The organism is Rhizobium sp. 16-488-2b, from assembly GCF_017741815.1.
Lineage (GTDB): Bacteria > Pseudomonadota > Alphaproteobacteria > Rhizobiales > Rhizobiaceae > Rhizobium.
In genome coordinates this window covers 58,625-73,105 of sequence record NZ_JAGHMF010000008.1, presented here as the reverse complement: position 1 = coordinate 73,105, position 14,481 = coordinate 58,625, and the positions used below count along the sequence as shown (strand labels likewise).

At 58.5% G+C, this 14,481-nt stretch carries 14 protein-coding genes and 1 pseudogene; 8 read left to right on the top strand and 7 right to left on the bottom strand.

The genetic code is table 11. The features are described 5' to 3' along the window. Positions 1-5: 5 nt before the first annotated feature. The 3 genes from J5286_RS09050 to J5286_RS09040 form a co-directional block, all read right to left on the bottom strand. Positions 6-1,169 carry a glycerol dehydrogenase gene (locus J5286_RS09050; protein WP_209190034.1) on the bottom strand — a complete coding sequence of 388 codons (1,164 nt, stop codon included), beginning with the start codon at positions 1,167-1,169 and terminating at the stop codon, positions 6-8. A gap of 199 nt (positions 1,170-1,368) precedes the next feature. After that, positions 1,369-1,767 (bottom strand): cupin domain-containing protein, encoded by a 399-nt coding sequence (locus tag J5286_RS09045; protein WP_209190033.1) that lies wholly within the window; start codon positions 1,765-1,767, stop codon positions 1,369-1,371. Positions 1,768-1,862: 95 nt separating this feature from the next. Then, complete coding sequence (locus tag J5286_RS09040; protein WP_209190032.1) at positions 1,863-2,528, bottom strand: TetR/AcrR family transcriptional regulator; 666 nt, start codon at positions 2,526-2,528, stop codon at positions 1,863-1,865. A gap of 197 nt (positions 2,529-2,725) precedes the next feature. Here J5286_RS09040 and J5286_RS09035 point away from each other — a divergent pair, with 197 nt between their 5' ends. From J5286_RS09035 to J5286_RS09005, 8 genes and pseudogenes are all read left to right on the top strand, one after another. Continuing rightward, positions 2,726-3,478 carry an SDR family NAD(P)-dependent oxidoreductase gene (locus J5286_RS09035; RefSeq protein WP_209190031.1) on the top strand — a complete coding sequence of 251 codons (753 nt, stop codon included), beginning with the start codon at positions 2,726-2,728 and terminating at the stop codon, positions 3,476-3,478. Positions 3,479-3,530: 52 nt separating this feature from the next. Continuing rightward, entirely contained in the window at positions 3,531-4,622 is a 1,092-nt protein-coding gene (locus J5286_RS09030; RefSeq protein WP_209190030.1) for a sugar ABC transporter substrate-binding protein, read from the top strand. 62 nt (positions 4,623-4,684) lie between these two features. Beyond that, the gene (locus J5286_RS09025; RefSeq protein ID WP_209190029.1) at positions 4,685-6,253 is read left to right on the top strand and encodes a sugar ABC transporter ATP-binding protein; all 1,569 of its coding nucleotides are present in this window, start codon (positions 4,685-4,687) and stop codon (positions 6,251-6,253) included. Next, entirely contained in the window at positions 6,250-7,257 is a 1,008-nt protein-coding gene (locus J5286_RS09020) for an ABC transporter permease (protein ID WP_209190028.1), read from the top strand. The genes J5286_RS09025 and J5286_RS09020 overlap by 4 nt, the downstream gene beginning before the upstream one ends. Then, a complete protein-coding gene (locus J5286_RS09015; protein ID WP_245205622.1) occupies positions 7,254-8,216 on the top strand; it encodes an ABC transporter permease in 963 nt (320 codons plus the stop codon). Before J5286_RS09020 ends, J5286_RS09015 begins: the two co-directional genes overlap by 4 nt. A 201-nt stretch (positions 8,217-8,417) precedes the next feature. Continuing rightward, a pseudogene (locus J5286_RS31595) lies at positions 8,418-8,646 on the top strand (hypothetical protein); the annotation flags it as partial. A gap of 169 nt (positions 8,647-8,815) precedes the next feature. Further along, positions 8,816-10,045: an MFS transporter gene (locus tag J5286_RS09010; RefSeq protein ID WP_209190027.1), complete on the top strand. Its 1,230-nt coding sequence runs from the start codon at positions 8,816-8,818 to the stop codon at positions 10,043-10,045. 217 nt (positions 10,046-10,262) lie between these two features. Beyond that, positions 10,263-11,261, top strand: a complete 999-nt coding sequence (locus J5286_RS09005) for an acetamidase/formamidase family protein (protein WP_209190026.1) — start codon at positions 10,263-10,265, stop codon at positions 11,259-11,261. 125 nt (positions 11,262-11,386) lie between these two features. On the opposite strand, the gene J5286_RS09000 is transcribed toward J5286_RS09005, so the two are convergent. From J5286_RS09000 to J5286_RS08985, 4 genes are all read right to left on the bottom strand, one after another. Next, positions 11,387-12,148, bottom strand: a complete 762-nt coding sequence (locus J5286_RS09000; RefSeq protein ID WP_209190025.1) for an SDR family NAD(P)-dependent oxidoreductase — start codon at positions 12,146-12,148, stop codon at positions 11,387-11,389. A 224-nt stretch (positions 12,149-12,372) separates the two neighbouring features. Beyond that, a complete protein-coding gene (locus J5286_RS08995; protein ID WP_209190024.1) occupies positions 12,373-12,813 on the bottom strand; it encodes a nuclear transport factor 2 family protein in 441 nt (146 codons plus the stop codon). Positions 12,814-12,839: 26 nt separating this feature from the next. Further along, positions 12,840-13,280, bottom strand: a complete 441-nt coding sequence (locus J5286_RS08990; RefSeq protein ID WP_209190023.1) for a cupin domain-containing protein — start codon at positions 13,278-13,280, stop codon at positions 12,840-12,842. A 144-nt stretch (positions 13,281-13,424) separates the two neighbouring features. Beyond that, positions 13,425-14,366, bottom strand: coding sequence for a LysR family transcriptional regulator (locus J5286_RS08985; RefSeq protein ID WP_209190022.1), 942 nt, complete (start codon positions 14,364-14,366; stop codon positions 13,425-13,427). Positions 14,367-14,481 lie beyond the last annotated feature (115 nt).

Here is a 14,481-nt window from a genome sequence, read left to right as displayed (position 1 = left end):
TCGGCTTATCGGATCTGCGGACGGAAGGGTGCCGAAAGATTGTTGCGGCTCTTCAGGTACTCCCGGACATATGCGTCCGTTCCAATGATGGCGCCTGCGACCATGTCGGCATCCACCTTGAACGGCATCCAATGGATGGACTCGCCGGGCGCCGTAGCGGCCTCGGACACGATGCGGAGCTTGTCTTCGGTGAGGCCTGCAAGGCCGATCTGCTCGAGCGTCACAGGAAGGCCGAGCGGCAGCGAGAATTCGATGAACTCATCGAGATCCGCGTCCGCGCGGCCTTCGAGCGTGAGCTGAACCAGGATGCCGAAGTTGACGATTTCGCCATGCATCGCGACGTGGCTCTCCGTCAGGTGTGTAATGCCGTTGTGAACCGAATGAGCACCCGAAAAGCCACCGCTCTCGAAGCCGACGCCGCTGTGGAAGGTGTTGGTTTCGACAATGAGTTCGACCGCAGGCGTCACCGCATGAGCTTCGACCGCCTTGAGAGCGCTGAGGCCATACTTGCGGCAGTTGTCCCAAGCAAGCGCGCCGAGCGCGAGGCCAGCACTCGACGGGCGAGCGCCGAGAATGGTGTGCGAGCCTGCAATCGCGCACATTGCTGACTCGAACTTCGTGGCGACCGCATCCGCCATACCGGACGCAAGAAAGCGTGCAGGTGCCCTGGCGACGGCTTCGGTATCGACAAGCACGAGATCCGGGTTCTTGCCGTGAAGCTCGTAGCTGTGGAAATCGCCGTTGTCCTTGTAAAGAACCGACAGCGAGCTGGTAGGTGCGTCCGTTGAAGCGATCGTTGCGAGCGTCACCCACTTGCATCGCATGCGGGCGCCAACGGCCTTCGCGACGTCGCACGCCTTGCCGCCGCCCATGCCGATGATTACGTTGGAATCTGCTTGCTGCGCACTTGCCAGCGCCTTCTCCACCTGGCCGATCGATGCCTGTCCGCTAAACTCGAAGCGGTTGAGTTCGATGCCTCCAGCATTGCAGGACTTCGTGACACGGGCGCCAAAGTTGTTCCAGACGAAGCTGTCGCAAATAAGCGTGACGCGCGTTCCGAGATCGCCGATATATTCATGCATGTCGTCAATTATCCCCGGCCCCTGAACGTACTTGGGCGGCGATACGAACATGATCGGGGGGCGCTTGGCCGGAATCCTGGCAGTCATTTGGGTCTCCTCCTGAATCGCATGCTGATTAGTTGTTGTTCTGTAGATCTCGCACCCATCAAAATGCTTACGCACTTCGCGTTATTGGTTCGGGTCGCGGCAGCCATCAATTTCATGGCTTTGCCCTGTCGAACCGCCCAACCAGATCCCGCTCATTCCCGGGAGGATCTATGGGCCTGCGGGGGCCGGACGCCTCAGCCTAGACCGGCAATGCGTTGTTCGGGCTGTCCAGGAATTCAACCGTCACGAACTGGAGCGGCGTCTCGCCGATATTCTCGAGGTCGTGCTGCATGCCATCGCCTTCGTCGAAGGTAAGGTGCTTCGTGTCGCCAGCCGCGTAGCTTACTTCGACGGTGCGGCCATCGGAGTAGTGAGAGCGGGCGCGGCCGGGGTTCAGTGCAGTCCAGAAGTAGTTGAGGACGTGGCTATGAAAGCCGAAGCGTTCGCCGGGGGCGAGTAGAAGATGCCAGACGCGAACCTTGTCTGTTTCGGAAACGAGCTTCTGCCCGACACGCCCGTTTGCGCGGCTGCCTTCAAGCTCCCGAACCAGCGCGTCCGGCCAGTTGGTATTGGTGTCAATTCCAGCGGTCTCGATCATGACAGTGTCCTTCCTCCATGACGTGTCAAAGATGAAGTTCAAAATGATCGATCGATAAATTTTGTCAACTGGCAATCATGAGATTGCTCTCATGCTCATCCGGCAGCTGCCCTGCGGATTTTCTTCCGACGGGAGATGAATTCCGATTCTGCGCCATCCAGGAAGGCATCTACCCTGGCATCAACGATCTCGTCCAAATTCTCAGGTACATCAAGCTGATAGACGTACTTTCGTACGCCGATATAGAAGAAGCTCGAGTGGAAGGACCACAGGATTTCGTTGTCAAGCGAGCGGTTGTGCTCGTCGGCACTATCGATGCCGATCGAGGCATAAAGTTCGTTCAAAATAATCGGAAAGGTGCGTTCCTGAAGCATCGCGAGGTATCTACGATTTATCGTTTGATCGTTCAGTGCGCCGAGCAGGAAGATGCGAATCCAATTGCGGTCGAGAATGCTGTCGCAGTAGTTCCTGAGGTAGCGCTTCAGGCGATCTCGGAAAGGCGCGTCGCGGTTCTGGAGCTCTGTTTGCCACTCTCCTTTCCAGCGGGTGAGGAAGATCTCCTTGTACACCCGGTCGATCAGGTCGTTCTTCGTCTTGAAGTACCGATAGAGCAAAGGTTGCGTGATGCCGATATGCTTGGCGATTTCGCGGGTGCTGGCCTGGAAGCCGTAGTCCGAGAAGAACTCGATAGCCTTGCTGACAATCTGCTGTTCCCGTTCTTCGGCGGACAGGTAGGACTTCGAACTTTTCTCGCGTGGCAATGCATCCTCCCCATAGTGGACAAACTATTCGTGTGCGTATCGATACTACGAAACGCGAGCGCAAGCCAGATTTCATGAAGCAATTTAGCGGGTTTGGGTGACAAAAATGATCAAACGATAAATTTCGCTTGACGATGATCAATTCTTGCAGGACCCTGTGCCCAATCCGAGACACTAGACATTGGGAGGATGTGCGGATGGCGAGGTTGTACGGCAGGGTTGCTGTTATATCGGGCGGTGCCCTTGGGATGGGACTTGCTCATGCGAAGGCGCTTGCCAAGGAAGGCGCCAAGATAGTCATTGCCGACATTAACGAGGAAGCGGGAGCAGCAGCTGTTGCCGAACTGGGATCCAAAGGCACAGAAGCGGTTTTCGTGCGATTGGACGTTACGTCGGAGGAAAGCTGGAGTGAGGCGGTCAACCGCGCTGTGAAGGCATTTTCCAAGGTCGACATTCTCGTCAACAATGCCGGGATCTACCTGTCCGGCACGGTGGAGAACACATCGCTAGATGTTTGGGAGCGCACGATGGCGGTCAATGTCCGCGGTGTCTTCCTCGGCTCGAAGACCGTCATTCCGCACATGCGGGCAGCAGGCGGTGGGTCTATCATTAACATCTGCTCGAACTGGGGCATCGTGGCCTTCCCGGATGCGGCAGCCTACGTAGCCTCGAAGGGCGCCGTGCGTCTGCTGACCAAGGCGACCGCAAGCGAGGTCGCGAAGGACAACATCCGCGTGAACTCCGTCCATCCGAGCTTCACGATCACGAACATGACGAAGGACCTGGTGAACGAACCCGAGACCGTCAAGGCACTCGTCGGTCCGTCGCTGCTCGGCCGCCCAGCGCGGGCGGAGGAGATCGCCAGCACCGTCGTGTTCCTCGCATCCGACGAATCTTCGTTCATGACGGGCAGCGAGCTGGTCGTGGACGGCGGATACACGGCCGTCTGACGACGGTCGTGCCTTCGGGAAGGGAGTTCCCGAAACCAACTGGGAGGAAACTATGAAATTGTCGAAAGTTCTGATGCGATCGGCCGTGTGCCTTTCGCTACTGCCCTCTGTTGTCTTCGCGCAGACCTATAAGCCGGAATGCTTCCGACCCGCGTCGTCGGCGGTCAAGACGATCAAGCAAGACGCCCGGCAAGGTCCGTACAGGATCGCCGTCGTCAACGGGTTCGCTGGCAACGACTGGCGCATCAACATGATCCAGGCTGCCAAGGCGTGGTCCACGCTGCCAGATGTCAAACCCGACCTGAAGGAGTTCAAGGTTATCAGCACGGGCAATGACGTCTCCGCACAGATCGCCGCGGTCGACAGCCTGATTGCCGCCGGCTTCGACGGCATTGCATTGAATGCCGTCAATCCGACATCGTTTGGGCCCGTTCTCAAGCGAGCAAAGCAGGCAGGAACGACAATCGTTCCGTTCGACAACGTGCTCGACGTCGATACCGTCGTCCAGGTCAACGAGAGCCAGGTCGAACTCGGTGAGATCAAGGCCAAGGACGTAGCCGCGCGCGTCACGAAGGCCAACCCGAAGTTCCTCGAGGTCCGAGGACTTCCCGGGAATTCGGTTGACCGCGACAACCACGATGGCATGCGGTCGGTTCTCGACAAGGTGCCAGGAGCGACTGTCGTCGAAGTCGTCGGCAACTGGGACACAGGAACAGTCCAGAAGGTCGTCGCCGATGCGATCGCCACCAGCGGGCCATTCGACGGCATCGTTTGCCAGCATGGATGTGCTGGTGCCGTGCGGGCGATGATCGCCGCCAAGCATCCAGTCGTCCCGTTGGGTGGCGATGCCGAAAACGGAACCCGGATTGAAATGGCGAAGAACAACGTTCCCGGTATCTCGGCAGCTCAGGCGCCCGCGATGTCTACTGTGGCGCTGTCGGCCTTGATCGCATCGTTGAAAGGCGAGGCACTGCCAAGCTTGATCGGCCTTGAAATCCCGACCGCGAAGTCCGAAGAGCTGAAGGACGGCGAGACCTATTTCACCAAGCTCCCCGCCACTTTCTACGCTGCGACATCGTTTCCGGGCTGCGGCCTGAACTTCACCTCGGACGATATTCTGAACCAGACGCCGGACAACTTCTGACAAGTCGTTGCCGCGCAGGACCACGCCAGCAATGGCGTGGTCGAACTCTGGAGGAGAGAGGAATGCAGGTGGTTTCAATAAAGCCGACCTTCGATGGGCTGCCCCGCCCAATCGTTCAGCTTCGAGGCCTTAGAAAGGTCTATGGTGGCGTTGTCGCCTTGGATGCTGTCGATCTGATGCTCGAGAAGGGGAAGGTACACGCCATCCTTGGAGAGAACGGTGCAGGCAAGAGCACGTTGATCAAAATTCTTGCGGGCGTCACACCGCCGACTGCGGGCGAGATGGTTCTGGATGGCGAGCCACGCATGGTTCGCGATCCCCGAGACGCGGTCAGGCGTGGCATCGCCTGCGTGTTCCAGGAACTGTCCCTGATCCCCGATCTTTCCGTCGCCGATAACATCTTTCTCGACAGCGCGGATCGTGGATTTGGCTTCTTCAGCCGACGGGCGCAACGGCGCGCGGCGGCGGAACTGCTGGCGGAGATGGGATGTGAAAATATCGATCCCGGTGTGAAGGTCAGGGCACTTCCGCTTCCGCAGGCTCAGCTGGTCGAGATCGCGAAGGCGCTCGCCAAGCGACCGCGGGTGCTTATTCTCGACGAGTCGACCTCGGCACTGGGCGACCGCGAGGTGAAGATCCTCTTCTCGATCGTCCGCAAGCTGAAAAGCCAGGACGTTGCCATCGTTTACATCTCGCACCGCATGCACGAGATAAAGGAGCTTGCCGACACCTGCAGCGTATTCCGGAACGGCAGAAGCATAGCGACATTCGCGAACGGCACCCGCTCCGAGCCCGAGATCATCTCCATGATGATCGGGCGCGACATCAGCCAAGTCTATCCTCCCAAGCCCAAGCCCAAGCCCAAGCCAGCAGATGGCACGCCCGTCCTTTCGGTGCGTGACCTCCGGTGGCACAGGAAGCTGGCTGGCGTCTCGTTCGAGGTGCGGCAAGGCGAAATCTACGGTATCGGCGGGCTGGACGGTCAGGGTCAGAAGGAGACGCTGGAGGCCATCTATGGGGTGCTGCGCGGTGTTTCCGGCGAGATTTCGATCGGAGGCCGGGCAATCCCCAAGGACCCGAAGAATGCTCTCTCTGGAAACCCGGGCGTCGCGCTCATTCCCGAAGACCGAAAGACGGAAGGCCTGCAGCTAAGCCTTTCGATCGCCGACAACCTCATTGCGGCGTCGCTCGGTAAGGTGTCGTCGCTGGGTGTCATTCGCTCCAAGGCCAGAACATCTCTCGTCGACGAGCTCGTCCGGCGCTTGCAGATCAAGGTTGGGTCCGTCAACAACAGCGTCGACACACTTTCTGGCGGCAACCAACAGAAGGTCGTCATCGCAAAGTTTCTCGCTACGCGACCGGACGTCCTTCTGCTGAGCGATCCGACCCGCGGCATCGACGTTGGTACCAAGTCGGAAATCTACAAGTTGCTCCGGCAACTGACGGAAGCGGGAGCTGCAATCGTCCTGCACTCAACCGACTACGACGAACTCATCGGTCTCGCCGACAGGGTAGGCGTCTTCTACCAGGGGAGGATCGTCCGCGAGTTGGGCGATGGTGAAATCACCGAGGAAGCCATCCTGGCGCAGTCATTTGGAATTGAACCCTTGCAGCGAGGTGCGCGGCAATGAGTATCTACACCGATAGCGGATCCGAGGCACGAAGCGACCTGTCGCGCTTCTTCAAGCACGAGTGGCGCCTCTGCCTCACGATTGCTCTCTTCGTGATGAGCTTCGCAAGTTTCGTGACGATCCATCCAAGGGGATTGTCTGTCATCTCGATTACCCCGTGGGCAAACCAGGTCGTTCCGTTGGCGCTGGCAGCTGTCGCCCAGTTCTTCGCGGTGGTGACGGGTGGCCTTGATTTGTCCGTCGGGGCGATCATCACGCTCTCGAATGCCGCAGGATCCTATCTGCTGGACGGCACGCCATTGCAGATCGCGGGCGGCGCCGCGCTGATCCTCGGGATCGGCACTCTCTGCGGCTTCGTCAACGGCGTGGTGATTACCGCCGGGCGCGTCGAGCCGATCGTCGCGACGCTTGCGACCGGTGCGATCTACGGGGGCATTGCTCTCTATCTCAGACCTTCGCCGGGCGGGACCGTCAACGAGACGCTGGGTGACCTCTTCACCTACCAGACTTTCGGAGTGATCCCAACGTCGCTGGTGCTTCTGGCAATCGTCGTAGGCGTCATCTGGATACCGTTGAGCCGGAGCCTGCTCGGGCGATCCTTCTACGCGATAGGGTCCAACCTGAACGGAGCGTACATGTCCGGCCTCAAGCCTGCCCGGTCGAAGATCTTCGCATACTCTTTCGCGGGCTTCTTCGCCAGTTGCGCGGGATTGTTCCTGAGCTTTCAGACACTCTCCGGCGACGCCTCCATCGGCGTCCCCTACACACTGAACTCCATCGCTGCGGTCGTTCTTGGCGGGGCATCTCTCGCCGGGGGCATCGGAACGATCTGGGGTGTCATTCTCGGGTCGGCTATTCTTCGGACGGTCGGTGCGATCGTCATCTTCACCAGCCTGCCAACGCTCGCGCAGCCGCTGTTTGAAGGAGTTGTTTTACTTCTCGCGGTGGCAGTCGGCGCCATCGAGTTCCTGAAATCGCCGAGCAAGATGGAGGGCATGAGATGATCGCAGATCTCCGCAAAAATGTCGGCTTCGAGGTTCCCTTCCTGCTGATTTCCTCGATCTTGCTCATAGCGATCGGCAGCTTCGGGTTCCCCGGCTTCCTTTCGGTCTCATACCTCATGCAGCAGGCGCAGATAGCCTCGTTCCTGGGCGTGATCGCAATCGGGGCATTCCTGGTGATCATGATCGGCCAGATCGATCTGTCCGTGCCGTGGACAATCACCGCGGCCGCCATGGTAACGACATCCGTCACGGGCTCGGGCGAGGGAACCGCCTGGCTGGCAATTCCCGCAGGGCTCGCAACCGGGATTGCAATTGGCGTTGTGAACGGTGTCGGCATCGCGGTGCTTCGTGTCCCGAGCATGATCTGGACCTTGGGTGTGAATGCCGTCGTGCTCGGCTGCTGTATCCTCTTCACTGGCGGTTTCGCTCCTGCGGGCCAAGCTTCCGACCTCATGAGGACGCTTGCGGTTGGCAGCGTATTCGGGCTTCCAAGCAGCTTCCTGTTGTGGCTGGTCCTTGCAATCGCCGCCGCGGCATTTCTTAAGTTCACGGTACTCGGGCGCGCGGTCATCGCCATCGGCAACAGCGAGCGTGCCGCCTATCTGTCGGGCGTGGACACCCGAAGAGTGATCATCACCTGTTTTGCGGGTGCCGGTATGATGAGCGCGATGGGCGGCCTGCTTCTGGTCGGCTATTCCAATCAGGCTTACCAGGCGATGGGCGACCAGTTCCTGCTCCCCGTCATCGCATCTGTCGTCGTAGGTGGAACACGTCTGCAGGGTGGAAAGGGATCGGCTATCGCCGTGGCGCTCGCAGTGCTCTTTCTGAGCCTGCTGACAAGCGTCCTGTCGGTCTTCCAGGTCGATGGCTCGATCAAGCAATGCGTCTACGGCGCCGTGATGCTGATCACGCTCTTCATCTACGGTCGCTTCCGCAACAGGGGTGCGAGAAGCCTCTGATGGTTGAGTAACGCTCTGAATGCTCCAGCGCCGTCACGGACGCACAAGCGGACCTCCGGCCATTCAACAACAGGCACCTGCTTAGCCACTTCCTCCATCCAGAGGAATTGGCTAAGCGCATCCGAAACGAATGCAAACATGCAGAATAGACCACCTAGAAAATGAGCGCACTGGTAGTAGGTGTGGAGCGGCTGGTTTGGCGCCGAGAACATTCGGTCCCGCCAGCGCTGCCACACGAATTCCTGCTACTTTACGATGGCCGCCGTCGATGACGACGGCCGTCAGGTCACGGTTCCGAATTGGCGCCCGTCCCTAAATATCGCCAAGCTGGCATCAGGCGGCCGAACTGCGGAGAACACTGCGAAGAGAATTTTCTGAGTGGCACGTGATCGTCGCATCAAGACTCGAGACGGCGCCGCCATCCAGCTGAAAGTGAGCAGTTCGATGCCTGGGCGGAGATTATTGCGGAAATAGAAAGAGACCGTATATAAAATCCGGTATTATTTCTGAATTCATCTCAAACTACATGCTCCCTGAACAATTCGTTCGACTGACGGCGTCCTGAAGCGCCTGTCGCAGTCCAAAGAGGATGTTGAGAAATGGATACCAGGGTAATAACCCGTGAGCGCGATCTCGGTGCGCGTGTGGAAGACCAGAGCCACAGCACGAGACTCCCCCTTGCAATCTATATGTTCGCTCTAAGTGCGTTTGCGCTTGGCCTTGCGGAATTCGTACCTATCGGCTTGTCGGAAGTCATCGCGCGGAGCCTCATGGTGAGCGGTGAATCGGTTGGGGCTATCGTCAGCATCTATGCTCTTGGGGCGACGATCGCTGCCCCGATCCTCAGCGCGCTGACCGCGGCTTGGTCGCGCAAGAACGTGATGATCATTACGGCGGTCATCTTTAGCGCAGGAAGTCTATTTGCAGCGCTGTCTTCCGATCTGCCCACCATGGTTGTGGCACGCTTCTTTGCTGGCGTTGGTCACGGCCTGTTTTTAGCGGTCGCGACAAGCGTCGCCACCAAGATTGCTGGGCCTCAACGGGCTGGGAGCTCTGTAGCAATTGTGTTCGGCGGTTTCACCCTGGCGTTGGCCCTGGGCGTTCCACTCGGAACCTGGCTTGGTAAATTTGTCTCTTGGCGGCCGATGTTTCTCGGAATCGCTGGGTTCGGCTTCCTGGGACTAATCGGGCTTATGTTCACCATGAAAGCTGACAGTAAGGTGACTGACGCGAACTCAGTCGATGCTGCGCTGCGCGGGCTTCGAGCACTCTTTCACCCTCGGCTGCTCGCAGGCGTGCTAGTGACAGTCCTTGCATACGTAGGCTCGTTCGGAGTGTTTACCTACATTGCGCCGATGCTTATTCAGGTGACAGGCGCGGCGCCGACTACGGTGAGTGCATTCATGCTGATCTATGGTGTCATGGCTGCCATCGGCAACGTCGTTGGCGGGAAACTTACCGATAGGCTTGGTGCGGATCGAGCAAGTCTTATCGTTGTTGCGGGCATCGCCGCGACCGCCGTGGCGATGTACTTCATGTCTACCGTGCTCTTGGCGATGGCCCTCTTGACGGCAGTTCTCGGGCTTCTAACTTTCGGCGCCGTACCGCCACTTCAGGCCCGGCTCCTCGCCGTTGCCGAGACGTATACGCCACAATCCGTCGGCGTCGCCGCAGGCCTGAATATCGCTGGCTTCAATTCCGGCATCGTTTTCGGATCAGCGCTCGGAGGCGTTGCAATGGGTGCGTTCGGCGTTGCTTCAACCAGCCTGGTCGGAGCAACCGCTGCAATTCTTGGAATTATCGTGCTCGCGGCGCAACTCAAGCGATAATTCAGCATTATCGACATGCGCCCACGATCGCAGGTTGCTGATTTGGCAGCCATTCGATTGGGGCGCTGTCGTCAGCTGATGGCAACCACAGTCAAATCACGTTGGCTCAGTGAGGCAAGACGGCCGAGTTTTGACCGCATACGGTCGCGGCGGAAGACCCTGTGTTTTCTCACACGCCGATTACCAAATCTCGATCTGCTTCATAGGAGGCTCGTTTATGAGCTGGTTCAACGAATCCATCATGGCCCAGAAAGGCGTTGCCAAAGGCAAGGCTGGCACCGAATACTCCCTGTCCGTAGAGGCCCAGGGCGAATACCATTATCTGTACAGCCCGCATATCGAGCCAGTCCTCAAGGTCGATCCTGGTGCGGTGGTTGTCGCGGAAACGCAGGATGCTTTTTACGGAAAGATCCAGCACGAGACGGACAAGCCGAGCGAAATCATCAACCTTCGCCAAGTGAACCCGCAGAACGGTCCGATCTACGTCAACGGCGCCGAGAAGGGCGACTGCATAGCGGTCTACATCAAGTCGATCCAGCCTCGCGGCCCACAGCCCCGCGGCACCACCTATATCACTCCGGGCTTCGGTGGGCTTGTTCCGAACCGTGATACCGCGATGCTTTCCCCGGCGCTCCCGGAAATCGTGCGCAAGCTGCATGTGGACGCCGAGCGCGGGACCAAGTGGAGTGACGATCTGTGGCTGCCGTACGAGCCGTTCATCGGCACGATCGGCACCTCGCCGGAAGTCGAGTCGATCTCGTCCCTGGTGCCGGACTACTACGGCGGCAACATGGACCTGCCGGATGTCACCCCTGAATCGATCATTTATCTCCCGGTCAACGTCGAAGGTGGTCTGGTCTATTTCGGCGACTGCCACGCGACGCAGGGCGATGGCGAGCTGTGCGGCACAGCGCTGGAACACGAGGCGACGGTCACTCTCCAGGTTGACCTGATCAAGGGCTGGACAATCAACACGCCGCGTCTGGAAAACGAGAAGCTCTACATGTCGATCGCCTCCACGCGACCGATGGAAGACGCGACGCGTATGGCATACCTCGATCTGATCAAGTTCCTTGCCGCCGACTTCGGTCGCGACGAACTCGAAGCCTACATGCTTCTCACGCAGGTCGGGCGTGTCCGATTGGGCAACATGGTGGATCCAAAGTACACCATGGGCGCATCCATCGAGAAGAAGTTCGCCGGAACACTGCGCTGATCTAGACTGCGCGAAATGTGTCGCACACCTACGTCTGCAAGGCACTGGAAACGCGCTAACACTGAAAGGGCGGCCTTGAGAGATCGGGCCGCCCTTTTACGTTCGACAGTGTCGCCTTTCAGGTGTCAAACCGTCGTGAAGCCACCGTCGACCATCAGGATGGTACCGTTGACATAAGCGGACATGTCCGATGCCAGGAATATCGCAGGTCCGACCACATCGTCGGTGGTGCCGGGGCGGCCGAGCGGCGTGTGATCGATCATGTGCTGCCATCCGCTGCTGGTGCGCAGTTCCTCGTTCAGCTTGGTCGTGATGATGCCAGGGCCAATGGCGTTGACGCGAATCCCGTCCTTCGCCAGTTCTACTGCCAAGCCCTTCGTGAGACCAAGCACCGCGTGTTTTGAAGAGGTGTAGGCGACCGATGCTGGTGTCGTTGCGTGAACGAAGGACTTGATCGATCCCATGTTGATGATGCGGCCTTTCGTGGCGCGAAGCGGCGGCAGGAATGCCTGGGTGACCTGGAAGACACCATTAAGGTTGATCGCCATGATATCCTGCCAGTCTTTGCGGACATCCTGCGGATCAGCGGTAAAGGCGTTGAAACGGTTGATGCCTGCGTTGTTCACCAGGATCGAAACCTGACCGACTTCCTTGGCAATGCGTGCAGCGACTTCATGACACGCCTCGTTGTCGGTTACATCCAGCTGGTAGGCGCTGGCGAAGTCACCGTTGCTGCGGATTTCAGCCGCGGCGCGGAAGGCGCCTTCGCCATCGATATCCAGAAGCACCACATTGGCGCCTTCACGCGCGAACCCGGCAGCGATTGCCTGACCGAGGCCTGTGGCAGCGCCCGTGACGACCGCGACATTGTTTTCTAATAGGGGCATGAACGTAGGTCTCCTCACCAAAACGCTTGTCGTAGATATGCGAGAATTTCGGTCGCGTTTTACCGTTGCCTTTGTCGGCTCAGCTACGCTGAGTTCAAAGGCGGATGATGTAAAGAAAACGTCCGCAATGGGCCTTGGGAGGAAATCCATTGCGGACGGAGCAAGCTACATCAAGCTTAGTTCAAGCAACGGCTCACGTGCTCGCTGCAGACGCTCGTCGAGCGTTAGCCTTCACGAGGACGAGGAGCGTCGGCGCCGTTCCACCAGTAGGCGTCGAGCGAGTACTGGACGCGCTGGAAGATCTTCGCATACGTGATCTTGCCATCCTTGATCTCGTAGAGGTGCATGGAGTCCCAGCTCATCGTGACGCCACGGCGGCGGCCCGTCGGAAGCTCGTAGACCATCGCGACGTCGTCATTCGCCATGATGTAGGCGGGGTTCACGCCAAAGCTCTGGTCCGTGAGGCGCTTCACACCCTGGAAGAACGTGACGATGTCGTCCGGACCATGATAGTCGCGAGCCAGCGGGTTGTGACCGGGGTACTGCCAGATCGCATCATCGCTGAAGCAGGATGCGATGCCGTCCCAATCGCTCTCGGTGCGAGCCTTGTAGAGCTTGGCAATGAGCTTTGCGTTTGGGTGGTCGGCGATAAATGATTCCGACATTGTTTCCTCTTTGGTTGTTGGATGGTCTAGTTCAGAAGTTCGACGGTGATGAATGCGAGTTCGCCATCACCGATATTCTCGAGGTCGTGGACCATCACGGCACCGCCCTCAAAAATGAAATGCTGGGTATCCCCGCGCTCGTAATCCACCTCGAAAGTGTCGCCGCTCTCGTAATGGGAGCGTGCCGAGCCGGGCGTGATCGCGGTCCAGAAGTAGTTGGTTGTGTGAATGTGGGCGGGAACCCGTTCGCCGGGCGCAAGCCGAATCTCCCACACGCGAGTGGTCGGCGTTTCAGCGAGGAGCTTTTCGCCGATCTGCGGGTTCGACCTCGCGTTGGCGATCTCTGTTTTCAGGCCGTCCGACCAGCCGTCGAATGCTGTTCCGACCTTCTTCGCTACAGCGTTGCCAAATTCCGATTTGGAGATCTTTGGCTTCGTATTCGTTGATGATGTGTTGATTTTGTCCATGATCGCTCCCTCGATTTCGGAGGAAGCATACGGATCGGGCGCCCGAAGTGACAAGCGAAGGACTGTGCCTCAGACAGCAAGGACACTTGCAGAATTTGCAACGATCCGAGCGCGAAATGCGCAATTGGCGGCGCGGATCATACCCTAGGCTTCAAGATCCGTTTCGCTGCCATAGCCGTGGAATCCGGGATGTGCGCGGATCTGGCTCTTAAGGAAGCCAGTAAATTCGCGTATATTGGGCTGACCCTTGAAGCGCTCGGGATAGACGCTGTAGATGTCGGTTGTCAGGTAGCTACTGGATGCAAGATAATCTGGCAGGATCCTTACAAGGCGGCCCGCTCCGAGGTCGTCGTGTACCTGCCATGTGGGCTGAAGGACGATGCCCATGTCCTGTCTGGCGGCGCTCACCAGGCTTGCGCCGTTGTTCGCAACGAAAGTGCCGGAGACGCGAACTTCCAGAAGTTCGCTTGGCCCCTGGAATATCCATCGGCCTGAATTGCCACCGCTGGGATAGATCAAGCAGTTGTGGGCGCGCAGATCCTGCGGGGTCTCGGGAGTTCCGAATTTTGCAAGATAGGTTGGAGAGGCGCACACGACGCGGATGTTGCTCGCAAGCCGCTGTGCGATCAGCGGTGAATCCTGGAGGTTGCCCACCCGCACTGCCATGTCCACGTCGTCACTGTCGAAATCGACGAACTCGTCGGAAAGGGTTGCCATGATCTGGATCGACGGGAAACGACGGAGGAACTCTGGGATCGCGGGGAGGATGACCTTCTGGCCGAGATCTACCGGAAGGCTGACGCGCAGCGTTCCTCCAGGTTTCTTGCTGCCAGAGGAAAGTGAGCTGTGGACCTCGTCAAGATCGAGGAGCATTGGCTTCACATGATCGTAGTAGGCTTGCCCAGCTTTGGTGAGCTTGACGTGCCGCACGGTTCGTATGAGGAGGCTGGCTCCGACCTTGTGCTCGAGCGCGGCAAGATTTCGAGATGCCGACGACGGTGTCATGTTGAGAGCGTGACCGGCGGCGGAGAGGCTCTTCATCTCAACCGCCTTCACGAAAAGGCGAATAGCTAGAAGTGTGTCCATGAAATCCATCCGAGTGTCATGCGTTCTCCCAATCCCGTGCGACCTAATGTTACAATCATAAGCGTTTCGCCGAAGTTGATGGTTCAGCAACCTCGCCCCTCCCGCGTTTGCAAGA

What these genes read in the sequence shown, in the direction of transcription:
- J5286_RS08990 (WP_209190023.1), bottom strand. Translation starts at nt 13,280, where the DNA reads ATGGACAAAATCAACACATCATCAACGAATACGAAGCCAAAGATCTCC.
- J5286_RS08985 (WP_209190022.1), bottom strand. Translation starts at nt 14,366, where the DNA reads ATGGACACACTTCTAGCTATTCGCCTTTTCGTGAAGGCGGTTGAGATG.
- J5286_RS09005 (WP_209190026.1), top strand. Translation starts at nt 10,263, where the DNA reads ATGAGCTGGTTCAACGAATCCATCATGGCCCAGAAAGGCGTTGCCAAA.
- J5286_RS09015 (WP_245205622.1), top strand. Translation starts at nt 7,254, where the DNA reads ATGATCGCAGATCTCCGCAAAAATGTCGGCTTCGAGGTTCCCTTCCTG.
- J5286_RS09025 (WP_209190029.1), top strand. Translation starts at nt 4,685, where the DNA reads ATGCAGGTGGTTTCAATAAAGCCGACCTTCGATGGGCTGCCCCGCCCA.
- J5286_RS09035 (WP_209190031.1), top strand. Translation starts at nt 2,726, where the DNA reads ATGGCGAGGTTGTACGGCAGGGTTGCTGTTATATCGGGCGGTGCCCTT.
- J5286_RS08995 (WP_209190024.1), bottom strand. Translation starts at nt 12,813, where the DNA reads ATGTCGGAATCATTTATCGCCGACCACCCAAACGCAAAGCTCATTGCC.
- J5286_RS09000 (WP_209190025.1), bottom strand. Translation starts at nt 12,148, where the DNA reads ATGCCCCTATTAGAAAACAATGTCGCGGTCGTCACGGGCGCTGCCACA.
- J5286_RS09045 (WP_209190033.1), bottom strand. Translation starts at nt 1,767, where the DNA reads ATGATCGAGACCGCTGGAATTGACACCAATACCAACTGGCCGGACGCG.
- J5286_RS09030 (WP_209190030.1), top strand. Translation starts at nt 3,531, where the DNA reads ATGAAATTGTCGAAAGTTCTGATGCGATCGGCCGTGTGCCTTTCGCTA.
- J5286_RS09020 (WP_209190028.1), top strand. Translation starts at nt 6,250, where the DNA reads ATGAGTATCTACACCGATAGCGGATCCGAGGCACGAAGCGACCTGTCG.
- J5286_RS09050 (WP_209190034.1), bottom strand. Translation starts at nt 1,169, where the DNA reads ATGACTGCCAGGATTCCGGCCAAGCGCCCCCCGATCATGTTCGTATCG.
- J5286_RS09010 (WP_209190027.1), top strand. Translation starts at nt 8,816, where the DNA reads ATGGATACCAGGGTAATAACCCGTGAGCGCGATCTCGGTGCGCGTGTG.